This is a genomic window from Azospira sp. MPR-E4 (assembly GCF_058809645.1).
This window is the reverse complement of sequence record NZ_JBXAST010000014.1, coordinates 1-19,432: the sequence shown is the minus strand read 5'-3', so window position 1 is coordinate 19,432 and position 19,432 is coordinate 1. Positions and strand designations below refer to the sequence as shown.

Sequence of the window (19,432 nt, the reverse complement as noted above, 5' to 3'; positions counted from 1 at the left end):
CCGCCGCCGGATTGCCCGGGGCCATGCCGGCGGGCTACACTGCGGCCCATTCCAACGACATGAACGCTGCCGCCTCCATGCAGACCATCCAGACCCTCATCGACAACGTGGAACAAGTGATCATCGGCAAGCGCCCGGTGATCGAACTGGCCGTGGTCGCCCTGCTCTGCCGCGGCCACCTGCTGCTGGAGGACGTGCCGGGCACCGGCAAGACCATGCTGGCCCGGGCCCTGGCCAAGTCCGTGGCCCTCGACTGCAAGCGCCTGCAATGCACGCCGGACCTGCTGCCCTCCGATGTCACCGGGGTGCCGGTGTTCAACCAGAAGACCACGGAATTCGAGTTCCGCCCCGGTCCGGTGTTCACCAACATCCTCCTGGCCGACGAAATCAACCGGGCCACGCCCCGGGCCCAGTCGGCCCTGCTGGAGTGCATGGAGGAATTCCACGTCAGCGTGGACGGCCACACCTACCCCCTGCCGCCGGTTTTCATGGTCCTGGCCACCCAGAACCCCATCGAGATGGCCGGCACCTACGTGCTGCCCGAGGCCCAGCTGGACCGTTTCTTCATGCGCCTGTCCACCGGCTATCCCAGTGCGGCGGAGGAAGCCCGCATCCTGCGCGCCCAGGCCCATGGTCATCCCATCGAGCGGCTGCAGGCCGTGCTCGGCGAGGCGGAACTGCTGGCGGCGCGCCAGGCGGTGAGCGAGGTGCATGTGGAAGATTCCCTGGCCGACTACGTGGCCCGCCTGGTGGCGGCCACCCGGGTCCATCCGGACCTGCGCCTGGGCGCCAGTCCCCGGGGTACCCTGGCCCTGTGCCGGGCGGCCCAGGGTCTGGCCCTGTTGCAGGGTCGCGACTATGTCAGCCCGGAGCTGGTGAAGACGGTGGCCCGGCCGGTGCTGGCCCACCGCCTCATCCTGCGGCCCCAGGCCGCTGCCCAGGGACGCCATGCGGAAGCGGTGCTGGCGGACATCCTGAACCAGGTGCCGGCCCCCGTATGAGCGACTCCCGGGCGCCGGAGACGCCCCTGCCCCTGGCGTTCGACGGCCGGCCCCTGGCCGGCTGGCTGGGGCGGCACCGGCGCGCCCTGATCCTGGCCGGTCTCACCCTGGTGGCCTACACGGCCGCCCTCAACCGGGTGCAGGCCCTGCTGTGGGCGGTGGCCGCCCTGTTCCTCGCCACCCTGGCGGCCGGCGTGGTCTGGCCCCACTGGCTGGTGCGCCGTCTGGCGGCGGAGCGCGGCGGCCCGGTGCGGGCCGCCGAGGGCGAGCCGTTGCAACTGACGGTGACGGTGCACAACCGGGGCCTGCTGCCCCGCTTCATGGTGGAGCTGGTGGACCGCCTGCCCTTCGTCGGCGCGGCGGCCGGCGCGCCCCTGGCCGAGGTGGTGCTGGGCCAGGTGGCCTGGGTGCCGGGGGGCGGCACGCGCCAGTTCAGCGTCACCCTGCAGGCGGAAAAGCGGGGCCTCTACCAGCTCGGCCCGGTGGGCCTGGCCTCCAGCTTTCCCCTGGGGCTGGCCGAGGCCCGCCAGGGGCGCAACGCCGGGCTCACCTCCCTGGTCATCTATCCCCGGATCTTCCCCATCGTCGCCCTGCCCCTGCGCGGCACACCCACCCTGATCCACCGGGGCGCCCTGCAGTTGCCGGAGGGGGCCGGCAGCAGCGAGTTCTGCGGCCTGCGGGAATACCGCCGGGGCGACAACCCGCGCCACATCCACTGGCCCAGCAGCGCCCGCAATGCCGAACTGATGGTGCGGGAATTTGAGCCCCTGGCCTCCGCCAGCCTGTGCCTGGTGCTGGATTGCCAGGCCGGCGCGGAACTGGGCCGGGGCCGGGATTCCAGCTTCGAGGTGGCGGTGCGCATCGCCGCCTCCCTGGCCCGCTACGCCACCGGCAACGGCCTGCCGGTGCGGCTCCTGGGCGCCGGCCGGCAGCCCCTGGAGATCGGCGCCGGCTGCGGCGAACTGCACTTCCAGGAAATGCTGGATGCCCTCGCCGTGGTGGCGGCGGACGGCGACACGCCCTACGCCCAGGTGCTGGAGCAGGCCGCCGCAGCCCTGACGCCGGGGGAGACCGTGATCAGCTTCCACAACGAGCCGGCCGTGCCCGGGGGCGGCCAGGCGACGCTGGGGGCCCTGGCCCAGCTGCGGCAGCGGGGCGCCCATCTGCTGGCCCTGCGCTTCGTCCCCGAAAGCTTCACCGGCGCCACCGCCTGGGGCAGCGACGGCCTGACCGGCGGCCTCATGGAACTGGGCGCCCGGGTGCTGCCGGTGCGCCGGGGCGATGATCTGCTGGCCCTGTTCAATCCATGACCCGTCCTGCCGCCGCCCCCTCGCCCCTCACCTACGGCCCCGCCTACCTGGGGCTGTACGCCTGTCTGACCCTGGGGGTCATGTGCAACTGTTTCCTCGACATCCAGTACGGCCATTTCGGCTTTGAGGTGACGCTGTGGGCCCTGCTGTTCGGCCTGACCCTGTTCCTCGGCTGGCGCCAGCAGGGCGTGGCCAGCGAGCTGGGGCGGGGCTGGCAGAAGGCGGTGCTGGTCATGGCCGGCGTGCTCTTCTTCCTCATTCTCCTGCCCGTCTGGGGCATGCCCCGGGGCGGCCTCTACCTGCTGTGCGGCATGCAGGCGGCGCAGAACTGCATCAGCGTCAGCCGCCGCCATTTCTACATGGGCCTGCTGGTGTCGGCGGTGCTGGTGCTGTTCGCCGCCGCCCACTACCGGGCCGACTGGACCATGCTCTTCTATCTGCTGCCCTATGTGCTGGCGGTGGTGCTGAGCCTGGTGGCGGAGCAGGTGGATCGCCGCTCCCGCCAGGTCCAGGCCCTGGCCCTGGCCCTGGGTGACGGCCGCGTTGCCGGCCAGGGGCTGGCGGCGGTGACCGCCGCCCTGGTGATCCTGGGGCTGGCGGGCCTGTTCTATGCCATCACGCCCCAGGTCTCCTGGGCCGACCTCTCCTGGAAGCACGGTCTGCCCGGCGGGGTGCAATTGGGCGAGAGTCCGGCCGGCGGCGGCGCCGGTGGCAGCAGCGGTGGCCATGGGGCAGCCGGCGGCAGTGGCGGGGGCGGCGCCGGGGAGGCCGGTCCGCTCCGTTCCGCCTGGCCCGGTCCCGGAGAAATGCGCCTGGCCGCCCGCCGGCCCGGCATGCCCGAGTGGCAGGCCAGCGCCATCAACCATCTGGCGGATTGGCTGGAGCAGCTGACGCAGGCCACGGCCCCGGCCTGCGAGGCGGTGGAAGACTGGTGGGAGCGCTTCAAGCAATGGATGCAGGAGCACCTGCAGGAAGTGGTCCAGACCCTGCTGGCGCTGCTGCTGTTGGCCCTGGTGCTGGCCTATTGGCTGCTGGCGCGGGAGACGGGGCCGCTGGCCTGGCTGCGCACCCGCCTCGATTATCTGCGCCTGGGCCTGGGCGGGCGCCACGGGGCAGGGGGGCGCGGCATCCGCCAGTACTTCCATGCCGCCGAACGGCTCTTCGCCTACTACGGCGAACCCCGGGCCGCCGCCCAGGGTCCCCGGGAATACGGGCGCCAGCTGCACCGCCGCTACCCGGATCTGGCCGAGGACCTGCATGTACTGACGGGCTATTTCGACATCGTCAGCTACAGCGGCCGGGAGCCCCGGCCCCAGGCCCTGGCAGCCATGCGCCAGGCCTACCGGCGCATCTTCCGGGCGCTGACGGACTAACTGGCGCCGGGAGCCGCCGGCCCCGATTCGCCCGGATGGAGATGGGCGGCCAGGAATTCCAGCAGCCGGGGCATCTGCTCCTCCACCTCGCCGTAGCTGTCGTGGCTGCCGGGCACCACCAGCAGCTCGGCTGCGGTGTCGCCCCGGGCGGCGAGGATGGCCCGGGCTTCGGCCAGGGGCACGGTGTCGTCGACGTCGCCATGGACCAGCAGCACCGGGCAGCGGGCCCGGGCGATGCTGCGCATGGGGGCGATGGCGTCGAAGCGGTGACCGATGGTCCGCTCCACATAACGCAGGATGTACCAGCCCAGGGGCAGATAGGGGATGTGCAGGGCCTGCAGCCAGCGCCGCATCATGGCCGCCGGGTGGGCGAAGGCGGCGACGCTGACGGCGGCGGCCAGGCCGTCGCGGCGGGAGGCCACCAGCAGGGCGGCGCCGGCACCGACGGAATGGCCGAGCACCGCCAGGCGCCGGCCATCCACCTCCGGCTGGCCGGGCAGCCAGTCCAGGGCCGCTTCCAGGTCTTCAGCGAAGCGGGGCAGGGAGGCGAAAGTGTCGGCCTCGCTGCGGCCGTGGCTGCGGGCGTCGAGCAGCAGCACGGCGTAGCCGGCCCGGTGCAGGGGCGCCGCCAGGGGCAGCATCATTTCCGCGTTGCCGCCCCAGCCGTGCAGCACCGCCACCGTGGGGGCGGCGGCAGTGGCGGCGGGAATCATCCAGGCGAAGAGGCGCTTGCCCCGGGGCCCGGCGATGGCGCACTCACGAAAGGGCAGGCCCAGGTCGCCCGGACTGCCTAGCTCCGGGACCATGGGTGCCTGCAGACCGCGCCGGATGGCCCAGTGCAGGCCGGCACGGCCAAGAAGAAGGGCCAGTGCGGCCCCCAGGGCAGGGAGCAGCCACTGGCCCGTATCCATTGGGTTGCGGCCCGCTTATTTTTTGGTGGCGGGCTTGCCGGAAACCGGCGTCACCCGGCTGGCGGCCAGGCTGGCCCGCTGCCGGGCCTGTTCGATGCTGCCGCCGGTGGCCAGGGCCACGCCCATGCGGCGCTTCTTGAAGCTCTCGGGCTTGCCGAAGAGGCGCAGGTCGGCGGTGGGCACCTGCAGTGCCTCGGCCACGCCTTCGTAGGCCACGCCCTGTTCCTCCAGGCCGCCGTAGATGACGGCGGAGGCGCCGGGAGTGCGCAGGCTGGCATCCACCGGCAGGCCCAGGATGGCCCGGGCGTGCAGTTCGAATTCGGAGAGGCGCTGGCTGGTCAGGGTCACCAGGCCCGTGTCGTGGGGGCGCGGGCTGACTTCGGAGAACCACACCTGGTCGCCCTTGATGAACAGCTCGACGCCGAAGATGCCGCGGCCGCCCAGGTTGCTGGTGACCTTTTCGGCGATCTCCCGGGACTTCTCCCGGGCCGCCTCGCTCATGGGCTGGGGCTGCCAGGATTCCACGTAGTCGCCGTCCACCTGGATGTGGCCGATGGGTTCGCAGAAGAAGGTTTCCACCTGGCCCGAGCTGCCCACGGCGCGCACGGTAAGCTGGGTGATCTCGTAGTCGAACTTGACGAAGCCCTCGACGATGACCCGGGACTGCTGCACCCGGCCGCCGGCCTGGGCATGGTTCCAGGCCTTCTCCACGTCGGCGGGGCCCTTCAGCAGGGACTGGCCCTTGCCGGAGGAGGACATCACCGGCTTGACCACACAGGGGTAGCCGATGCCCTTCTCCTCCCCCGTGCCGTCGATGGCGGCCTGCAGCTCGGCCAGGGAATCGGCGAAGCGGTAGGGCGAGGTGGGCAGGCCCAGTTCCTCGGCGGCCAGGCGGCGGATGCCTTCCCGGTTCATGGTCAGCTTGGCGGCCCGGGCCGTGGGAATGACCTGGGCCAGGCCCTCGGCCTCGATCTCCACCAGGGTGTCGGTGGCGATGGCCTCGATCTCCGGCACCACCAGATGGGGCTTCTCCAGCTCGATGAGGCGGCGCAGGGCGGCCCCGTCGGTCATGGAAATGACGTGGGAACGGTGGGCCACCTGCATGCCCGGCGCATCGGCGTAGCGGTCCACGGCGATGACCTCGACACCCAGGCGCTGCAAGGCGATAATCACCTCCTTGCCCAGTTCTCCCGCCCCCAGCAGCATCACCTTGGTGGCCGAAGGGGAGAGGGGCGTTCCGATTCTCATAGCATCACTTCCTTGAAAATAAGGGCATTGCAGGGGCAGACCGCCACAGCGGCGCCACCCCGGACGGCAAAAAGTCCGCGCATGTTAGCACGCAGCCCGCCTCCGACGACTTCATGACTTCCAGCCAAAACTCCGCCCTCGACCTGCCCTGCAACACCTGCGACAGCGACGCCGCCGCCACCCCGGCCCCCTTCGACTGCCGCGCCTTCCGCAACGCCCTGGGCGGCTTCGCCACCGGCGTCACCGTGGTCACCGCCATGGCCGCCGACGGCACCCCGGTGGGCCTCACCGTCAGCTCCTTCAATTCCGTCTCCCTGGAGCCGCCCCTGGTGCTGTGGAGCCTCTCCGCCAACTCCCCCAGCCTGGGCATTTTCGAGAGCGCCTCCCACTTTGCCGTGAACGTGCTGGCAGCGAACCAGGAAGAAGTCTCCAACCGCTTCGCCTCCCGCCTCGAAGACAAGTTCGACGGCGTTGCCTGGCAGCCCGGCCTGGGCGGCGCCCCGGTGCTGGCCGGCACCTGCGCCAGCTTCGAATGCGCCAACGTCGTCCGCCATGCCGGCGGCGACCACCTCATCTTCATCGGCCAGGTCGAACGCTTCACCCAGGACCCGGCCCAGCCCCCCCTCGTCTTCCAGGGCGGCCGCTACCGCCGCCTGGCCGACTGAGTTTCGTACCCCGCCGGTTGCCCCTGCGGCAGGCGGCGGCGTAGAATGCCACCTCGGTTCCGCTCCCGGAGCCGCCAAATCAGCCCGAGCGGGCGTCGTATAATGGTAATACCCTAGCTTCCCAAGCTAGAGCCGTGGGTTCGATTCCCATCGCCCGCTCCACCGGATACTCAAAAGGCCAGTCCTCCGCGACTGGCCTTTTTCATTTCCGCCCCTGCCGCCACGGCGGCACTGGCGTCAGGGCTGCTTCCAGTTCTGCCAGGAAGACCTTGACCTTGGGCAGGCGGATGCGGCTGGGGGTGTAGCAGGCGTAGAGGTGGCGGCCGAAGCGGACCTGGGGTTCGTGGTTGGGCAGGACCCGGATCAGACGGCCGTCGGCCAGGGCCGGGGCGCACAGGAAGTCGGGCAGGATGCCGATGCCCTGGCCGGCGAGGATGGCGTCTTCCAGGCATTCCAGATTGTTGTAGCGCAGGGGGCTGTGGATGGGCACCCGGATCTCGGCTCCTTCCCGGTCGGTCAGGCGCCAGTGGCCGTCGTCGGTGAACAGGTAGCTGAAGCAGCGGTGCAGGGGCAGGTCCTGGGGCGTCTGGGGCGTGCCGTGGGCGGCCAGGTAGGCGGGGGCGGCGCAGAGGTGGCGTTCCAGTTGCAGCAGGGGGCGGGCCACGGCGTCTTCGGGCGGGGCCTTGGTCAGGCGCAGGGCGAGGTCGATGCGGTCGGCCACCAGGTCCACCAGCTGGTCGGTGAGTACCAGCTCACATTCCAGGCCCGGGTATTTCTCGACCATGGATGGCAGCAGGGGGGCGATGTAGCGGCGGCCGAAGGCCAGGGTGGCGCTGATGCGCAGCACGCCCTGGGGCGTTTCGCCCAGGTGGCGCAGGGCCAGTTCGGCGCTGTCCACCGCTTCCAGGGCGCGGCGGGCGTGCTGGAGGAAGACTTCGCCGGCGGGGGTCAGGCTGAGGCGGCGGGTGGCCCGTTCGAACAGGCGCTGGCCGAGGGATCGTTCCAGGTCGCCGATCTGCTTGCTGACCTGGGCGCGGGTGCAGTCCAGCTGCCGGGCGGCGGCGGCCATGCTGCCGCTTTCGACGACCTTGAGGAAACTGTGCCAACTGGGAAGCCAGGCCATGATGTCAATGATCCGTTGACGTTGATGCGGGGATTATGGGCTGTTTCGTCGCCGATTTGCTGACTAGAGTGGAATCCGATTGATTTGGTCCGTACGGGCCGGGAAGGATTGCCATGTTTCGTACCCTGAGCCGGCCGGAAGTGCTGGTGACCACCCTGGCGGCGGCCGGTATTCTCATGGTGACCATGGGTGCCCGGCAGTCCCTCGGCCTCTTCGTCGCACCCCTCAATACCCACACCGGCCTGGGCATCGCCAGCATCAGCCTGGCCATGGCGGTGGGCCAGTTCACCTGGGGCGCCATCCAGCCCGTGGCGGGGGCCGTGGCCGACCGCTACGGCGCCCGGGCGGTGCTCATCGGCGGCCTGCTGGTGCTCGCGGTCGGCAGCGCCCTGACGCCCTTCATGGATTCGGGCCTGGGCCTGATCTTTTCCATCGGCCTGCTGTCGGCCATGGGGGCCGGTGCCGGCAGCTTTTCCGTGCTCATCGGCGCCGCCGCCCAGCGCCTGCCGGTGGAGGCCCGGGGCGCTGCTTCCGGGGTCATCAACGCCGGCGGCTCCTTCGGACAGTTCGTCTTCGCCCCCATCCTGCAGCGCCTGATCCAGAGCATCGGCTGGATGGGCGCCCTGTGGGCCATGGCCATTGCCACCCTGGCGGCCCTGCCCCTGGTGGGCCGTCTGGCGGGGGCTCCGCCGGCCCATGCCCCGACAGCGGCCACTGGCGGCGGTCTTGGCCAGGCGGTGAAGGAGGCCATGGGCGACCGCAGCTACCTGCTGCTGCATGCCGGCTTTTTCACCTGCGGCTTCCACATCGCCTTCCTCGTCACCCACCTGCCCGGTGAGGTGAACCTGTGCGGACTGCCGCCCTCGGTGGCCAGCTGGTCCCTGGCCATCATCGGCCTGGCCAACATCTTCGGCAGCCTCTACGCCGGCTCCTGTGTGGCCCGCTACCGCAGCAAGTACATCCTGGCGGCCATGTACGCCTCCCGCGCCCTGCTCATCATCTGGTATCTGATGATGCCGCGCACGGAATGGACCTACTACCTGTTTGCCGCCGGCCTCGGCTTCACCTGGCTGGCCACGGTGCCGCCGACGGCGGCCATCGTCGGCAAGCTTTTCGGCGTGCGCTACCTGGGCACCCTGTTCGGCCTGACCCTGCTCTCGCACCAGATCGGCGGCTTTCTCGGCGCCTACCTGGGGGGCCTGACCCTGACCCGCTTCGGCGATTACGGCTGGATGTGGTACGCCGACATCGCCCTGGCGGCGGCCGCCGCCCTGGTGAACCTGCCGATCCGGGAAAAGCCGGTGCAGCCCGCGGCCCAGCCGGCCTGAGGCGCCGCCGCAAAGCAAAAAGGCCAGCCCGGGAGGCTGGCCTTTGTTTTTGGCGCGGCGCGTTCAGTTGTTGTTGCTGCCGCCGTCCAGGCTGTCGATGAGGGCGAAGAGGCGCTTGTAGAAGTCCGGGTCGGCGATGGTTTCCTCGCCCACCTTGACCAGGGAATCCTTGTCCGCCACCCAGGGCAGGGAGATGGAGCCGATGCCGGTGACGCTGAGGCCGGCGCTGCTGCTGCCGGCCTTGAGGGCGAAGCGGGTCTGGCGGGCGTTGGCGTAGATGACGGTGCCGACGTTGCTGGGCAGGCACACCAGGCTGATGGAAAGGCGCATGCCGTAATCGGCCTCGGGCTGGAACAGCTTTTCGCCGCGGATGCTCTCCGGCTTGGTTTCCTCCACCTGGTAGCCCTGGCTGAGCAGGGCCCGGCGCCCCAGTTCGCAGGCGTTGGCGGGAACCCGGGTACTCCAGTATTCGAAGGGGGAATTGCTGTCGAAGGACTCGTGCTTGTAGGCCGGCGTGGGGCGGGAGGCGCAGCCCGCCAGCAGCAATCCGCTCAGGGTGAGTAAGACAAGGGGGCGGAAAGAAAAACGCATGGGGTTCTGGTGCCGGGAAAGACGGTTGCTGAAACGGTTGCCGAAGGCAGAATCTTAGATCATCCGGGCCGTTTCGGGGCGTTGCGACAACTTCCTTTACATGTTTTGGCGCCGGGGCCGCCTAGCCTGCGCCGGCCGGCTGGACCGCCTCCCGGGTGGCCGCCTCGAGCAGGCTCAGGGCCCGGTCGAAATCGAAGTACTCGATGGCCTGGTCGATCTGGGGGCCCCAGGCGCCGAGCAGGGGCAGCAGCAGGTGTGCGGACTGCTGCCAGAGCAGGCTGGCCTGCATGTCGTCGCCGGCCAGCAGCGTGTGCAGCCGGTTGAGCAGCTGGGCCTGTTCCCCGTTGGCGCCGTTGCCGGGCGTCGGCACTATTGCCGGGGTGCGGGCCGGCAGCCAGCGCAGCAGGGCCTGGTAGAGCACCTCGGGGACCACCGGCTTGGCCACGAAGTCGTTCATGCCGGCTTCCAGGCAACGCGCCCGGTCTTCGGCGAAGGCGCCGGCAGTCATGGCCAGGATGGGCAGGTCGGCGCAGCCGGGCAGCTCCCGGATGGCCCGGGTGGCCTGCAGGCCGTCCAGGTGGGGCATGTTCACATCCATCAGCACCAGGTCGAAGCCGCCGGACTGGGCCAGGCTCACCGCCTGGTGCCCGTCCTCGGCCACGCTGACGGCCAGGCCGGCATCGTGCAGCAGGTCCTGGGCCACCTCCTGGTTGAGGGCGTTGTCTTCCGCCAGGAGTATGCGGCAGCCGCCGTGGCGGGCGCGCAGGCGGGCCGGCAGTTCCTGCTCCGCAGTTGCGGCGGTGGTGCCGGCCGCGGTGTCCGCCACCTCCAGGCGCAGGCTGATCCAGAAGACGCTGCCCTGGCCCGGCTTGCTGTCCACCCCGATGTCACCGCCCATGAGCCGGATGAGGCGCTTGCTGATGGCCAGGCCCAGGCCCGTGCCGCCGTACTTGCGGGTGGTGGAGTTGTCGGCCTGCTCGAAGGCCTGGAACAGGGCGGCCTGCTGCTCAGGGGCGATGCCGATGCCCTGGTCCGCCACCTCCAGGCGCAGCTCCACCTGGCTCTGGCTGCGGCTGAGCAGGCGGGCGCCCAGGGTGATGTGGCCCTGGTCGGAGAACTTCACCGCATTGCTGAGGAAGTTCACCAGGATCTGCTGCAGGCGCATGGCGTCGCCCCGCAGGACGGGGGGCAGGGCCGGGTCGAGGTGCCGCTCCAGGCGCAGGCCCTTGGCTTCCAGCTGGGGCCGCAGCAGGTTTTCCGCATTGTCGAAGAGGCGCGCCAGGGGGAAGTCCTGCACGTCCAGATGCAGCTTTTCGGCCTCGATCTTGGACAGGTCCAGGATGTCGTTGATGATGTTGAGCAGATGGGTGGCGGCACCGTGGATCTTGTCCACCCGCTCCCGGGCCCGGGCGTCGCCCACCTCCCGCCCCAGCAGGTGGGAGAGGCCGAGGATGGCGTTCATGGGGGTGCGGATCTCGTGGCTCATGTTGGCCAGGAAGGCGCTCTTGGCCCGGCTGGCGCTCTCCGCCTCGTCCCGGGCTTCGGCCAGCTCCATGGTGCGGGCGTGCACCAGCTCCTCCAGGTGGTGGCGGTGCTGTTCCAGTTCCTGTTCCAGGCGCAGGCGGAAGGTGATGTCCCGGTGCAGGCACAGCACATAGGCCTGGCCTTCCCACTCGACACGGCTGGCGCTCACTTCCACGTTGAAGGTGCGGCCGTCCTTGTGGCGGTGCACGGTCTGGAAGAACTCGCCGCCCTTGCTCAGGGCCCGCAGCATGGCGGTGATCTGTTCCCGGGGAATCGCCGCGTCCCAGTCCCACACGTGGAGCCGTTCCATTTCCTCCGGCGTGTAGCCGAGCATGGCCGCCATGGCCGGATTGGCTTCGGCCACGGCGCCGTCCTCGGTGAGCAGCACCAGGCCGTCCCGGCTGTGCTCGAACAGGGCCCGGCGCATGGAAACCTCGCTGGCCATGGCCCGGGCCTGCTCCTTGCGTTCGGTGATGTCGCGCCAGACGGAGGCGCAGCCGAGGCGCCCGTCCATTTCCACCCGCCGGTTGCTGACCCAGAAGTCCCGCACCTGGCCGTCCTTGCGCCGCAGGCGGGTTTCCGTGCTGTGCTGGCCGTCCCGGATGACGGCGGCCAGGGCCTGGCGGACCTGCTGCGGGTCCATTTCCGCCTCCAGGTCGGCGATGGAGAGTCCGGCCAGTTCCTCCCGGGTGTAGCCCAGGCTGGCGCAGGTCATGTCGTTGAATTCGATGAAGCGGCCGCTCTCGGCGTCGATCAGGCAGATGCTCTCCGGCGCCTGGGCGGCGATGGCGCTGAAGATGTCCTCCCGCTCGCGCAGGGCGCTGCGGGTCTGCAGGCGGCTGATGGCGTCGCCGAGGCGCTGGGCGATGCTTTCCTGCAGGGTCCGCTCCTCCGGCAGCAGGGCCGTGTCGTGCTCGCCGTCGGGCTGGCACAGCACCGTCAGGGTGCCCTGGTCGCCTCCCGGGGTGCGGAAGGTGACCCGGTGGCCGCCCGTTGCGGCCGGGTGGCCCGGGGTGGCGTAACGGACACCGCCGAACTCGATGCAGGCGAAGGTCTGCCGGGGCCAGCGCCAGCCCGGCGGAATGAGGCCCACCACCCGTTCCAGGATTTCCCCCAGGCCCAGGGCCGGGTCTTCCGTGACCCGGGATATTTCGTAGAGGCAGGCCAGTTCCTGCATGCGTTTGCGCAGCACCCATTCGGTATGGGCCCGGGCCTTCTCCTTGGCATCCAGGGCATCGAGCAGGGCGTCGAAATGGCCGGCCAGCTGGCCGATCTCGTCCTCTTCCTCCATGCGCCCGACCCGGGCCAGGGTGCGGCCCTGGCCGAAGTCGGTCATGGCGTCGCGGATGCGCTGCAGGCGGTCGGTGAGGCGGCGGGATTTCTTCAGGAAGACATAGGTGAGCAGCAGCATGCTCAGGCCCAGCACCAGCGAAATGCCGCCCAGGAGCAGGTGCTTCTCGTTCTGGTAGTAGGTTTCCGGAAAACCGGAGTAGATCATGCCGATGCGCCGCCCCTCGCCGTCGAGCAGGGCCTGGTAGCCGGCGATCTGCCAGCTGTCCACCACCCGGGCCCGCCGCACCCAGGTGCCGCCTTCTTCCAGCACCGCCTGATTGACCTCGGCACTGGCCCGGGTGCCCAGGGCCCGCTGGCCGTTGGCCAGCTGCACGTTGGTGGCGACGCGGATGTCGTCGAGGAACAGGGTGGCGGTGCCGCTGTCGCCGCCCGGCAGGGTGCCCACCGGGAAAACCACCTCCCGGATGTTGTCGATCAGGGCCAGGTTGTTGTTGAGCAGGATGCCGCCGAAGAGGATGGCATCTCCGTAATCGCCGCTGAGGGGCAGGTGGGCGGCGGCGTTGATGAGCAGGCCCCGGGTCTCCGCCTCGCCCTTCGGCGCCCCCGCCACCTCTACCCGGGCCCGGGCGGGAAAGCGGGAGCCGAGGCGGGCCAGCTGTTCCGCATCGAAGCGCTCGTAGGCCGATACCGGCAGTCCGGTCAGCACCTGGCGCACGACAAAGGAGCGGGGCAGGCGGGTGCCGGGCACGGCGTCGGTGCTGGCGGCGATGATCTGGCCGTCCTCGGTGGCGACGATGAGATAGTCCAGGCCCGCCGATTCGGCCCACACGTCGAGCACCTTGCCCAGGGTCGGGTCGTTGCCGCGGTGGGCCTTGAGCAACTGGGGCAGGCGTTCGGAGAGTGCCTGCTGCAGCACCTGCTGGCCGGAGCGGTTGCGGATCTGCTCCAGATAGTTGCGGGTACTGATCAGATGGGCGTGGGCATTGGCCTCCAGCAGTTCGTCGAAACGCTGGCCACCCACCACCAGCACGGCCATGATCACCGGCAGGGTGACGAGCATGGGCACCAGGCCCAGCACCACCAGGCGGATGTGCAGGGAGCGGCGCCAGGCCCGCTGCCAGCGGGAAAGGATGTGTGGGTGCAAGGCCATGTTGGGCACCGGGGCGACGGCCGGGCGGCCGCCGGGGTTAGGTGAATGATCTGCCGTCTATTATCTTAGTATTATCAGAATCTTTCGGCGACCATGCGTGGAATTAGTGCATGGTCCCAACCACCAAAGCGGAGCTTTCCCATGCGCAAGCCCCTGGCTGCCCTGATCCTCCTCGGTACCCTGCTGCTGGCCGCTTGCGGCGAACCGGAGCCGGTGCGCATCGGCTTTCTCGGTGGTCTTTCCGACCGCAACACGGATGTGGGGGATGCCGGGCGCAACGGCGTCATCCTGGCGGTCGAGCAGTGGAACCGGGAAGGCGGCATCCAGGGCCGCCCCATCGAGCTGATCGCCCGGGACGATGCCCAGAAGGCCGAGACCGCTGCCCGGGCGGCGGCGGAGCTGGGCCAGGCGCGGGTGGAGGCGGTGATCGGCCCCTTCACCTCGGCCATGGCGGCGGCGGCCGTGCCGGTGCTGGCCCGCAGCGACACCCTGCTGATCAGCCCGACCCTCAGCGCCATGGCCTTTTACGCCAAGGACGACAACCTGGTGCGCATCAACCGCAGCACCCGGGACAATGCCGGCGACTACGCCCGCATGCTTTACCAGCGGGGCCAGCGCCGCGTCGCCGTGGCCTACGACACCCGCAACCGGGTCTTTTCCGAATCCTGGCTGGAGGAGTTCCGCCGCGCCTTCACTAGCGGTGGCGGCGCCATCGTCGCCGAAGCGGCCTACGACTCCCAGCCCGATACGGATTTCGCCCAGGTGGTGCGGCGCCTGCTCAGGAACGACCCGGACGGCCTGCTCTATATCGCCGGCGCCATCGATGTGGCCCGCCTGGCCCAGCAGTCGCGCCGGCAGGCGCCCCGGCTGCCCATTGCCGCCTCGGAATGGGCGGCGTCGGAACAGCTGACCGAACTGGGGGGCTCCCTGGTGGAAGGGCTGCTGATCCTGCAGAACTACAACCGCTATGACGAATCCCCCCGCTACGTGGCCTTCCGCGACGCCTTTACCCAGCGCTTCCAGCGCCTGCCGGGCTACAGCGCGGTGGCGGCCTACGATGCGGCGACGGTGCTGTTCACCGCCCTCAGCCGGCGCCAGCGGGGCGACAGCGTCAAGGCGGCGGTGCTCAAGTACGGCCCCTACCAGGGCCTGCAGCAGCAGATCAGTTTCGACGCCTTCGGCGATACCACGCGGCAGGCCTTTTTCACCGAGATCCAGCAGGGGCGCTTCGTCCTGGTGCGCTAATCCCCTTCAGGCGCGGCGTTGCTGCATCCAGGCGGTGAAGTCCGCCGCCGGCATGGGCCGGCCGAAGAGGTAGCCCTGGCCCTGGTCGCAGCCGGCGCCGCGCAGGAATTCCAACTGCTCCTGGGTCTCGATGCCTTCGGCGGTGATGTGGAATCCCAGGGAGTGGCCGAGGGCGATGATGGCGCGGGCGATGGCCACGTCGTTGAGGTTGTGGGGCAGGTCGGCGACGAAGGCCCGGTCGATCTTCAGGTGGTTGATGGGCAGCACCTTGAGATAGGCCAGGGAGGAATAGCCGGTGCCGAAGTCGTCCACCGCCGTGGTCACCCCCAGGGTCTGGATGTCGCACAGCACCTGCCGGGCATGGTTCGGGCTTTCCATGATCAGGCTTTCGGTCACTTCCACCTCCAGGGCCGTGGCCGGCAGACCGTGCTTTTCCAGGGCTTGGCGCAGGGTCGCCGCATAGTCGCTGCGCTCGATCTGCAGGGCCGCCACATTGACGGCGATGCGCCCGGCCAGCAGGCCCCGGTCCGCCCACTGGCGGGCCTGGCGGCAGACCTGGTCGAGCACCAGTTCGCCGATGGGCACGATCAGTCCGGTGCGTTCGGCCAGGGGGATGAACTCGGCCGGCGACACCAGGCCCCGGGCCGGGTCGCGCCAGCGCAGCAGGGCCTCGGCGCCGCACAGGCTGCCGTCGGCCAGTTCCAGCTTGGGCTGGTACCAGACCTCGAACTCGCCCTCTTCCAGGGCCCGGCGCAGGGAGCGTTCCTGGGTCAGCCGTTCCTGGGCGCGGCGGGTCATGTCGGCTTGGTAGAAGCGGTAGCTGTTGCGGCCCCCTTCCTTGGCCCCGTACATGGCGGTGTCGGCATTGCGCACCAGGGCTTCGGGCGTGTCGCCGTCGAGGGGGGCGATGGCGATGCCGATGCTGGTGGTGACCAGGGCGGCGGTACCGTCCAGGTCGAAGGGTTCCTGCAGGGCCTGCAGCAGCTTCTTCACCACACTGATGGCGTCGGTGCCCTGGGCCAGGTTGTTGAGGATGATGGCGAACTCGTCGCCTCCCAGGCGGGACACCGTGTCCTCCACCCGCACGCATTCCTTGAAGCGGTGGGCCGCCTGCTGCAGCAGCAGGTCGCCGGTGGGGTGGCCCAGGCTGTCGTTCACCGTCTTGAAGCCGTCCAGGTCCAGCAGCAGCACCGCCAGTTCCTGGCCGTAGCGCTGTGCCCGCTCCAGGGCGTGCTGCAGGCGGTCGTGGAAGAGGGTGCGGTTGGGCAGGCCGGTGAGGGGGTCGAAATGGGCCAGCCGCTCCAGTTCGTCCTGGGAATGCTTGATGGCGGAAATGTCGGAGAAGACGCCGACGTAATTGACCGGCTTGCCCTCCTGGTCGAGCACGGCATTGATGGTCAGCCACTCGGGGAAGAGGGCGCCGTTCTTGCGCCGGTTCCAGATCTCGCCGCGCCAGATGCCGGTGCTGGCCAGGGTCTCCCACATCAGGCGGTAGAACTCCGGTTCCTGGCGGTCCGAACGCAGCAGGCTGGGCAGCTGGCCCAGGGCTTCGGCGGCGGTGTAGCCGGTGATGTCGGTGAAGGCTTTGTTCACCGAGAGGATGACGCCCCGGGCGTCGGTGATCATGACCCCGTCGGCGGTGTTCTCCATGACCACTCCGGCCAGGCGCAGCTGTTCCGTGGTCTGCTTGATTTCCGTGATGTCGGTGGAAATGCCGAGGACGCCGCGCAGGCTGCCGTCCGGTGCCGGCAGCGGGCATTTGGTGGTGAGGTAGGTGCGCGCCACGCCGCCGTCCAGGGCCTGTTCCTCGAAGCGCATGGGTTTGCCCGCCTGCATCACCAGTTCGTCGTTGTGCCGGTGCTGCAAAGCCAGGGCGGGGGACATGAAGCTTTCCCGCAGTAGCCCTTCCATGGAGGCGCGGGGGCGGCCGACCACCTTTTCGAAGAGGCGGTTGCCCAGGCGCAGGCGGCCCTCCGTGTCGAACATGTAGATCAGGGAGGGGGCATGGTCCACGATGGCGCCGAGCAGGCTGCGCTGCCGCTCCAGTTCCGCCTCGGCCTGCTTGCGCTCGGAAATGTCGCGCACCACGGCATGGAGCACCGGCAGCTCGTTGAGCTGCATGGCGCTGAGGGTCACTTCCGCCGGGAACAGGCTGCCGTCGCAGCGCTGGTGGGTCCATTCGAAGCGGTGCAGGCCCCGGGCCACGGCGATTTCCATCATGGCCTTGGCCTTCTCCGCCGAGGTCTGGCCGTCGGGCTGCCGGGCCGGAGACAGGTCGATGGGGGAAATGCCCCGGAACTGGGAAAAGTCCTTGAAGCCGAACATCTCCAGGGCCGCCGCATTGGCCTCGGAGAAGCAGCCCTGGCGGACGATCCAGGTGGGGTCGGGGGAATGTTCGAAGAGGGTGCGGAAGCGCCCCTCGCTCTGGGCCAGGGAGGCCTGGATTTCCTTGCGCTCGGCGATTTCCCGGGACAGTTCCGCATTGCGCTCGCGGATGAAGCTGTTGCGCCCCATCAGCTGGGCGACGAAATAGAGCAGCAGCAGGGTGTTGGTCAGGGCCACCAGGAACAGGGGTGAGTGCAGCAGATTGGTGCTGGGCCAGCCCGCCTTGGGCAGGCCCGCCAGCTGCCAGGTGCCGCCCGGCACGCTGACGTTCATCAGCACCGGCTGCTGGCCGAATACCGTACTGTCGCCCCAGATCATGCCGCCGTCGGCGCCGTCCCCGTCCCGGCCGCGCAGGGCCAGGTTGAGGGGGCCTTCCCGCCCGATGCCGCCGACGTTGAGCAGGCGATCCACGTCGGCCACTATGGAGGCCACGCCCCAATAGCGGCTGCCGCCGGCCTTGTCGGTGATGAACACCGGCCGCCGGTGGATCAGGGCGCGGCCGCCCTGGACCAGATCCACCGGGCCGGCCAGGAGGGGGCCGCCCAGTTCCCGGGCACGGCGCACCGTGGCGAACTGCTCCGGCCGGGTGCTGTAGGCGAAGCCCAGGGCCCGCTCGTTGCCGGCCAGGGGATAGACCTGGCGGATGACGTCATCCGGTGCCAGGGCGATGTTGCGGATGTGGGGTACGGCGGCGATGGCCTGGGAGGCCATGCCGGCGAAGCGCTCGGGGGAGATGCTGCCGTCGTGGCGCAGCAGGTGCACGATGCCTTCGGTGATGCTGAAGGTGGCCATGATCTGGCCCTCCAGCCGGGCCCGCACGGCGGCCAGTTCGGCGGTGGCCTGGGTGCGGGCCTCGCTGGTGCGGCGGTCCACCTCCAGCTGGCCGAGGAGCAGGGCCAGGATGCTGCCCACCAGCAGCACCGTGGCCAGCAGGGCGTAGCCGCCCGCTCCCAGACGGCGAAAGGAGGCGCCAAACGCCGCGCCAGTCTTCGCTTTCGCCATGAATTGCCCCTTCCACCCTGTTGCTGGCCCGATCAGGCCCGATGCTGGGTTTATAGCGCCGATTATCCGGGCAATATATGACTTTCGTCACATGTAGGCCCATTTAGCCCGGCGCCCCGGGAATCCCCCGGCATCTTCAGGGGAGGGGCATCCAGCGGCCGTTCTTCACCGTCATCATTAGCCGGGCCCGCTGATCCATGCCGTTATGGTTGGCCGGGGTCATGTTGAAGACCCCCTGGGCGCCCACCACTTCCTTCGACTGTTCCAGGGCGTCGCGCAGGGCGGTGCGGAACTCCGCCGTGCCCGGATGCCCCTTCTTCAGGGCCAGGGGAATGGCCTTCTGCAACAGCAGGCCCGCATCGTAGGTATTGGCGCCGAAGGTGGACATGGTGCCGGCGCCGTAGCGGCCCTCGTAGGCCCGGATGTAGCCCTGGGCGACGGCCTTGATCGGGTTGCCGTCCTTGAGGCCGTCGGCCACCAGCAGGGGTCCGCCGGCCATCAGGGTGCCTTCCACGGCCTTGCCGCCCAGCTTGATGAAGTCGTTGGTGGCGACGCCGTGGGTCTGGTAGAGACGGCCCTTGTAGCCCTTCTCCAGCAGGGTGGCCTGGGGCAGCACGGCGGGGCCGCCGGTGGCGGCGATGAAAATGGCGTCGGGTTTGGCGCTGATGAGCTTCAAGGCCTGGCCGATCACCGACTGGTCGGTGCGCACGAAGCGCTCGCTGGCCACCAGGCGGATGCCCGCCTTCTCCGCCAGGGCGGCAAAGACCTTGTGCCAGTTCTCACCGTAGGGGTCGTTGAAGCCGATGAAGCCCACGCTCCTGACGCCGCCGGCCTGCATGTGGGCGATCACCGCCTCGGCGATGAGGTCGTCGTTCTGGGTGGTCTTGAACACCCACTTCTTCTTCTCGTCCATGGGCTGGACGATGGCCGAGGAACCCACGGTGGTGACCAGGGGCGTCTTGGCCTCGGCGACGAAATCGAGCATGGCCAGGGCGGCGGGGCTGGTGGTGGGGCCGATCAGGGCATCCACCTTGTGCTCGCCGATCAGCTTCTTCACCGCGGTGACCGCATTGGTGGGGTCGGAGGCGTCGTCGAGGACGATGTATTCCACCTTCTGTCCACCGATTTCCGCCGGCAGCAGGGCCACGCTGTTCTTCTGGGGAATGCCCACCTGGGCGGTGACGCCGGTGGAGGAGGCGATGACGCCGATCCTCACCTGGGCCAGGGCCGGGCCGGCGATCAGGGAGAGGGCGGCCAGGAGGGCGGCCGGCAAGCGGCGGAAG

Annotated in this window: 13 protein-coding genes and 1 tRNA gene; 7 read left to right on the top strand and 7 right to left on the bottom strand. The window is 69.7% G+C overall.

Annotation, left to right across the window (positions count from 1 at the left end):
* The first annotated feature begins 23 nt into the window (after nucleotides 1-23).
* From AC1RTA_RS06490 to AC1RTA_RS06480, 3 genes are read left to right on the top strand one after another with little or no spacing between them, the layout of a single operon-like run.
* Nucleotides 24-1,001: an AAA family ATPase gene (locus tag AC1RTA_RS06490; protein WP_287874516.1), complete on the top strand. Its 978-nt coding sequence runs from the start codon at nucleotides 24-26 to the stop codon at nucleotides 999-1,001.
* Nucleotides 998-2,311 (top strand): DUF58 domain-containing protein, encoded by a 1,314-nt coding sequence (locus AC1RTA_RS06485; RefSeq protein ID WP_492784288.1) that lies wholly within the window; start codon nucleotides 998-1,000, stop codon nucleotides 2,309-2,311. The genes AC1RTA_RS06490 and AC1RTA_RS06485 overlap by 4 nt, the downstream gene beginning before the upstream one ends.
* On the top strand, nucleotides 2,308-3,684 hold the full coding sequence (locus AC1RTA_RS06480; RefSeq protein WP_492784287.1) for a DUF4129 domain-containing protein: 1,377 nt from the start codon (nucleotides 2,308-2,310) through the stop codon (nucleotides 3,682-3,684). The genes AC1RTA_RS06485 and AC1RTA_RS06480 overlap by 4 nt, the downstream gene beginning before the upstream one ends.
* Here the strand turns inward: AC1RTA_RS06480 and AC1RTA_RS06475 are convergent.
* Together AC1RTA_RS06475 and purT are read right to left on the bottom strand one after the other, a co-directional pair.
* Nucleotides 3,681-4,490: an alpha/beta hydrolase gene (locus tag AC1RTA_RS06475; RefSeq protein WP_492784286.1), complete on the bottom strand. Its 810-nt coding sequence runs from the start codon at nucleotides 4,488-4,490 to the stop codon at nucleotides 3,681-3,683. The two genes, AC1RTA_RS06480 and AC1RTA_RS06475, sit on opposite strands and share 4 nt — an antisense overlap.
* 120 nt (nucleotides 4,491-4,610) lie before the next feature.
* The gene (gene purT / locus AC1RTA_RS06470; RefSeq protein ID WP_205230646.1) at nucleotides 4,611-5,843 is read right to left on the bottom strand and encodes a formate-dependent phosphoribosylglycinamide formyltransferase; all 1,233 of its coding nucleotides are present in this window, start codon (nucleotides 5,841-5,843) and stop codon (nucleotides 4,611-4,613) included.
* A gap of 113 nt (nucleotides 5,844-5,956) precedes the next feature.
* On the opposite strand from purT, the gene AC1RTA_RS06465 reads away from it, so the two are divergent.
* Nucleotides 5,957-6,508: a flavin reductase family protein gene (locus AC1RTA_RS06465; RefSeq protein ID WP_492784285.1), complete on the top strand. Its 552-nt coding sequence runs from the start codon at nucleotides 5,957-5,959 to the stop codon at nucleotides 6,506-6,508.
* A gap of 88 nt (nucleotides 6,509-6,596) precedes the next feature.
* A tRNA-Gly gene (locus AC1RTA_RS06460) sits at nucleotides 6,597-6,670 on the top strand.
* Between the two features lie 40 nt (nucleotides 6,671-6,710).
* On the opposite strand, the gene AC1RTA_RS06455 is transcribed toward AC1RTA_RS06460, so the two are convergent.
* Nucleotides 6,711-7,631: a LysR family transcriptional regulator gene (locus AC1RTA_RS06455; RefSeq protein WP_492784284.1), complete on the bottom strand. Its 921-nt coding sequence runs from the start codon at nucleotides 7,629-7,631 to the stop codon at nucleotides 6,711-6,713.
* A gap of 113 nt (nucleotides 7,632-7,744) precedes the next feature.
* Here AC1RTA_RS06455 and AC1RTA_RS06450 point away from each other — a divergent pair, with 113 nt between their 5' ends.
* Entirely contained in the window at nucleotides 7,745-8,959 is a 1,215-nt protein-coding gene (locus AC1RTA_RS06450) for an MFS transporter (protein WP_492784283.1), read from the top strand.
* Between the two features lie 63 nt (nucleotides 8,960-9,022).
* Here AC1RTA_RS06450 and AC1RTA_RS06445 read toward each other — a convergent pair whose 3' ends face one another.
* Together AC1RTA_RS06445 and AC1RTA_RS06440 are read right to left on the bottom strand one after the other, a co-directional pair.
* The gene (locus AC1RTA_RS06445; RefSeq protein ID WP_014236113.1) at nucleotides 9,023-9,550 is read right to left on the bottom strand and encodes a DUF2242 domain-containing protein; all 528 of its coding nucleotides are present in this window, start codon (nucleotides 9,548-9,550) and stop codon (nucleotides 9,023-9,025) included.
* A gap of 121 nt (nucleotides 9,551-9,671) precedes the next feature.
* Entirely contained in the window at nucleotides 9,672-13,517 is a 3,846-nt protein-coding gene (locus AC1RTA_RS06440; RefSeq protein ID WP_492784282.1) for a PAS domain S-box protein, read from the bottom strand.
* A gap of 141 nt (nucleotides 13,518-13,658) precedes the next feature.
* Between AC1RTA_RS06440 and AC1RTA_RS06435 the strand changes: the two genes are divergently transcribed.
* A complete protein-coding gene (locus AC1RTA_RS06435) occupies nucleotides 13,659-14,762 on the top strand; it encodes an ABC transporter substrate-binding protein (protein ID WP_492784281.1) in 1,104 nt (367 codons plus the stop codon).
* Between the two features lie 6 nt (nucleotides 14,763-14,768).
* Here AC1RTA_RS06435 and AC1RTA_RS06430 read toward each other — a convergent pair whose 3' ends face one another.
* Together AC1RTA_RS06430 and AC1RTA_RS06425 are read right to left on the bottom strand one after the other, a co-directional pair.
* Nucleotides 14,769-18,149, bottom strand: a complete 3,381-nt coding sequence (locus AC1RTA_RS06430) for a bifunctional diguanylate cyclase/phosphodiesterase (RefSeq protein WP_492784280.1) — start codon at nucleotides 18,147-18,149, stop codon at nucleotides 14,769-14,771.
* Nucleotides 18,150-18,285: 136 nt separating this feature from the next.
* Nucleotides 18,286-19,422, bottom strand: a complete 1,137-nt coding sequence (locus AC1RTA_RS06425; RefSeq protein WP_492784311.1) for an ABC transporter substrate-binding protein — start codon at nucleotides 19,420-19,422, stop codon at nucleotides 18,286-18,288.
* Between the last annotated feature and the right edge of the window lie 10 nt (nucleotides 19,423-19,432).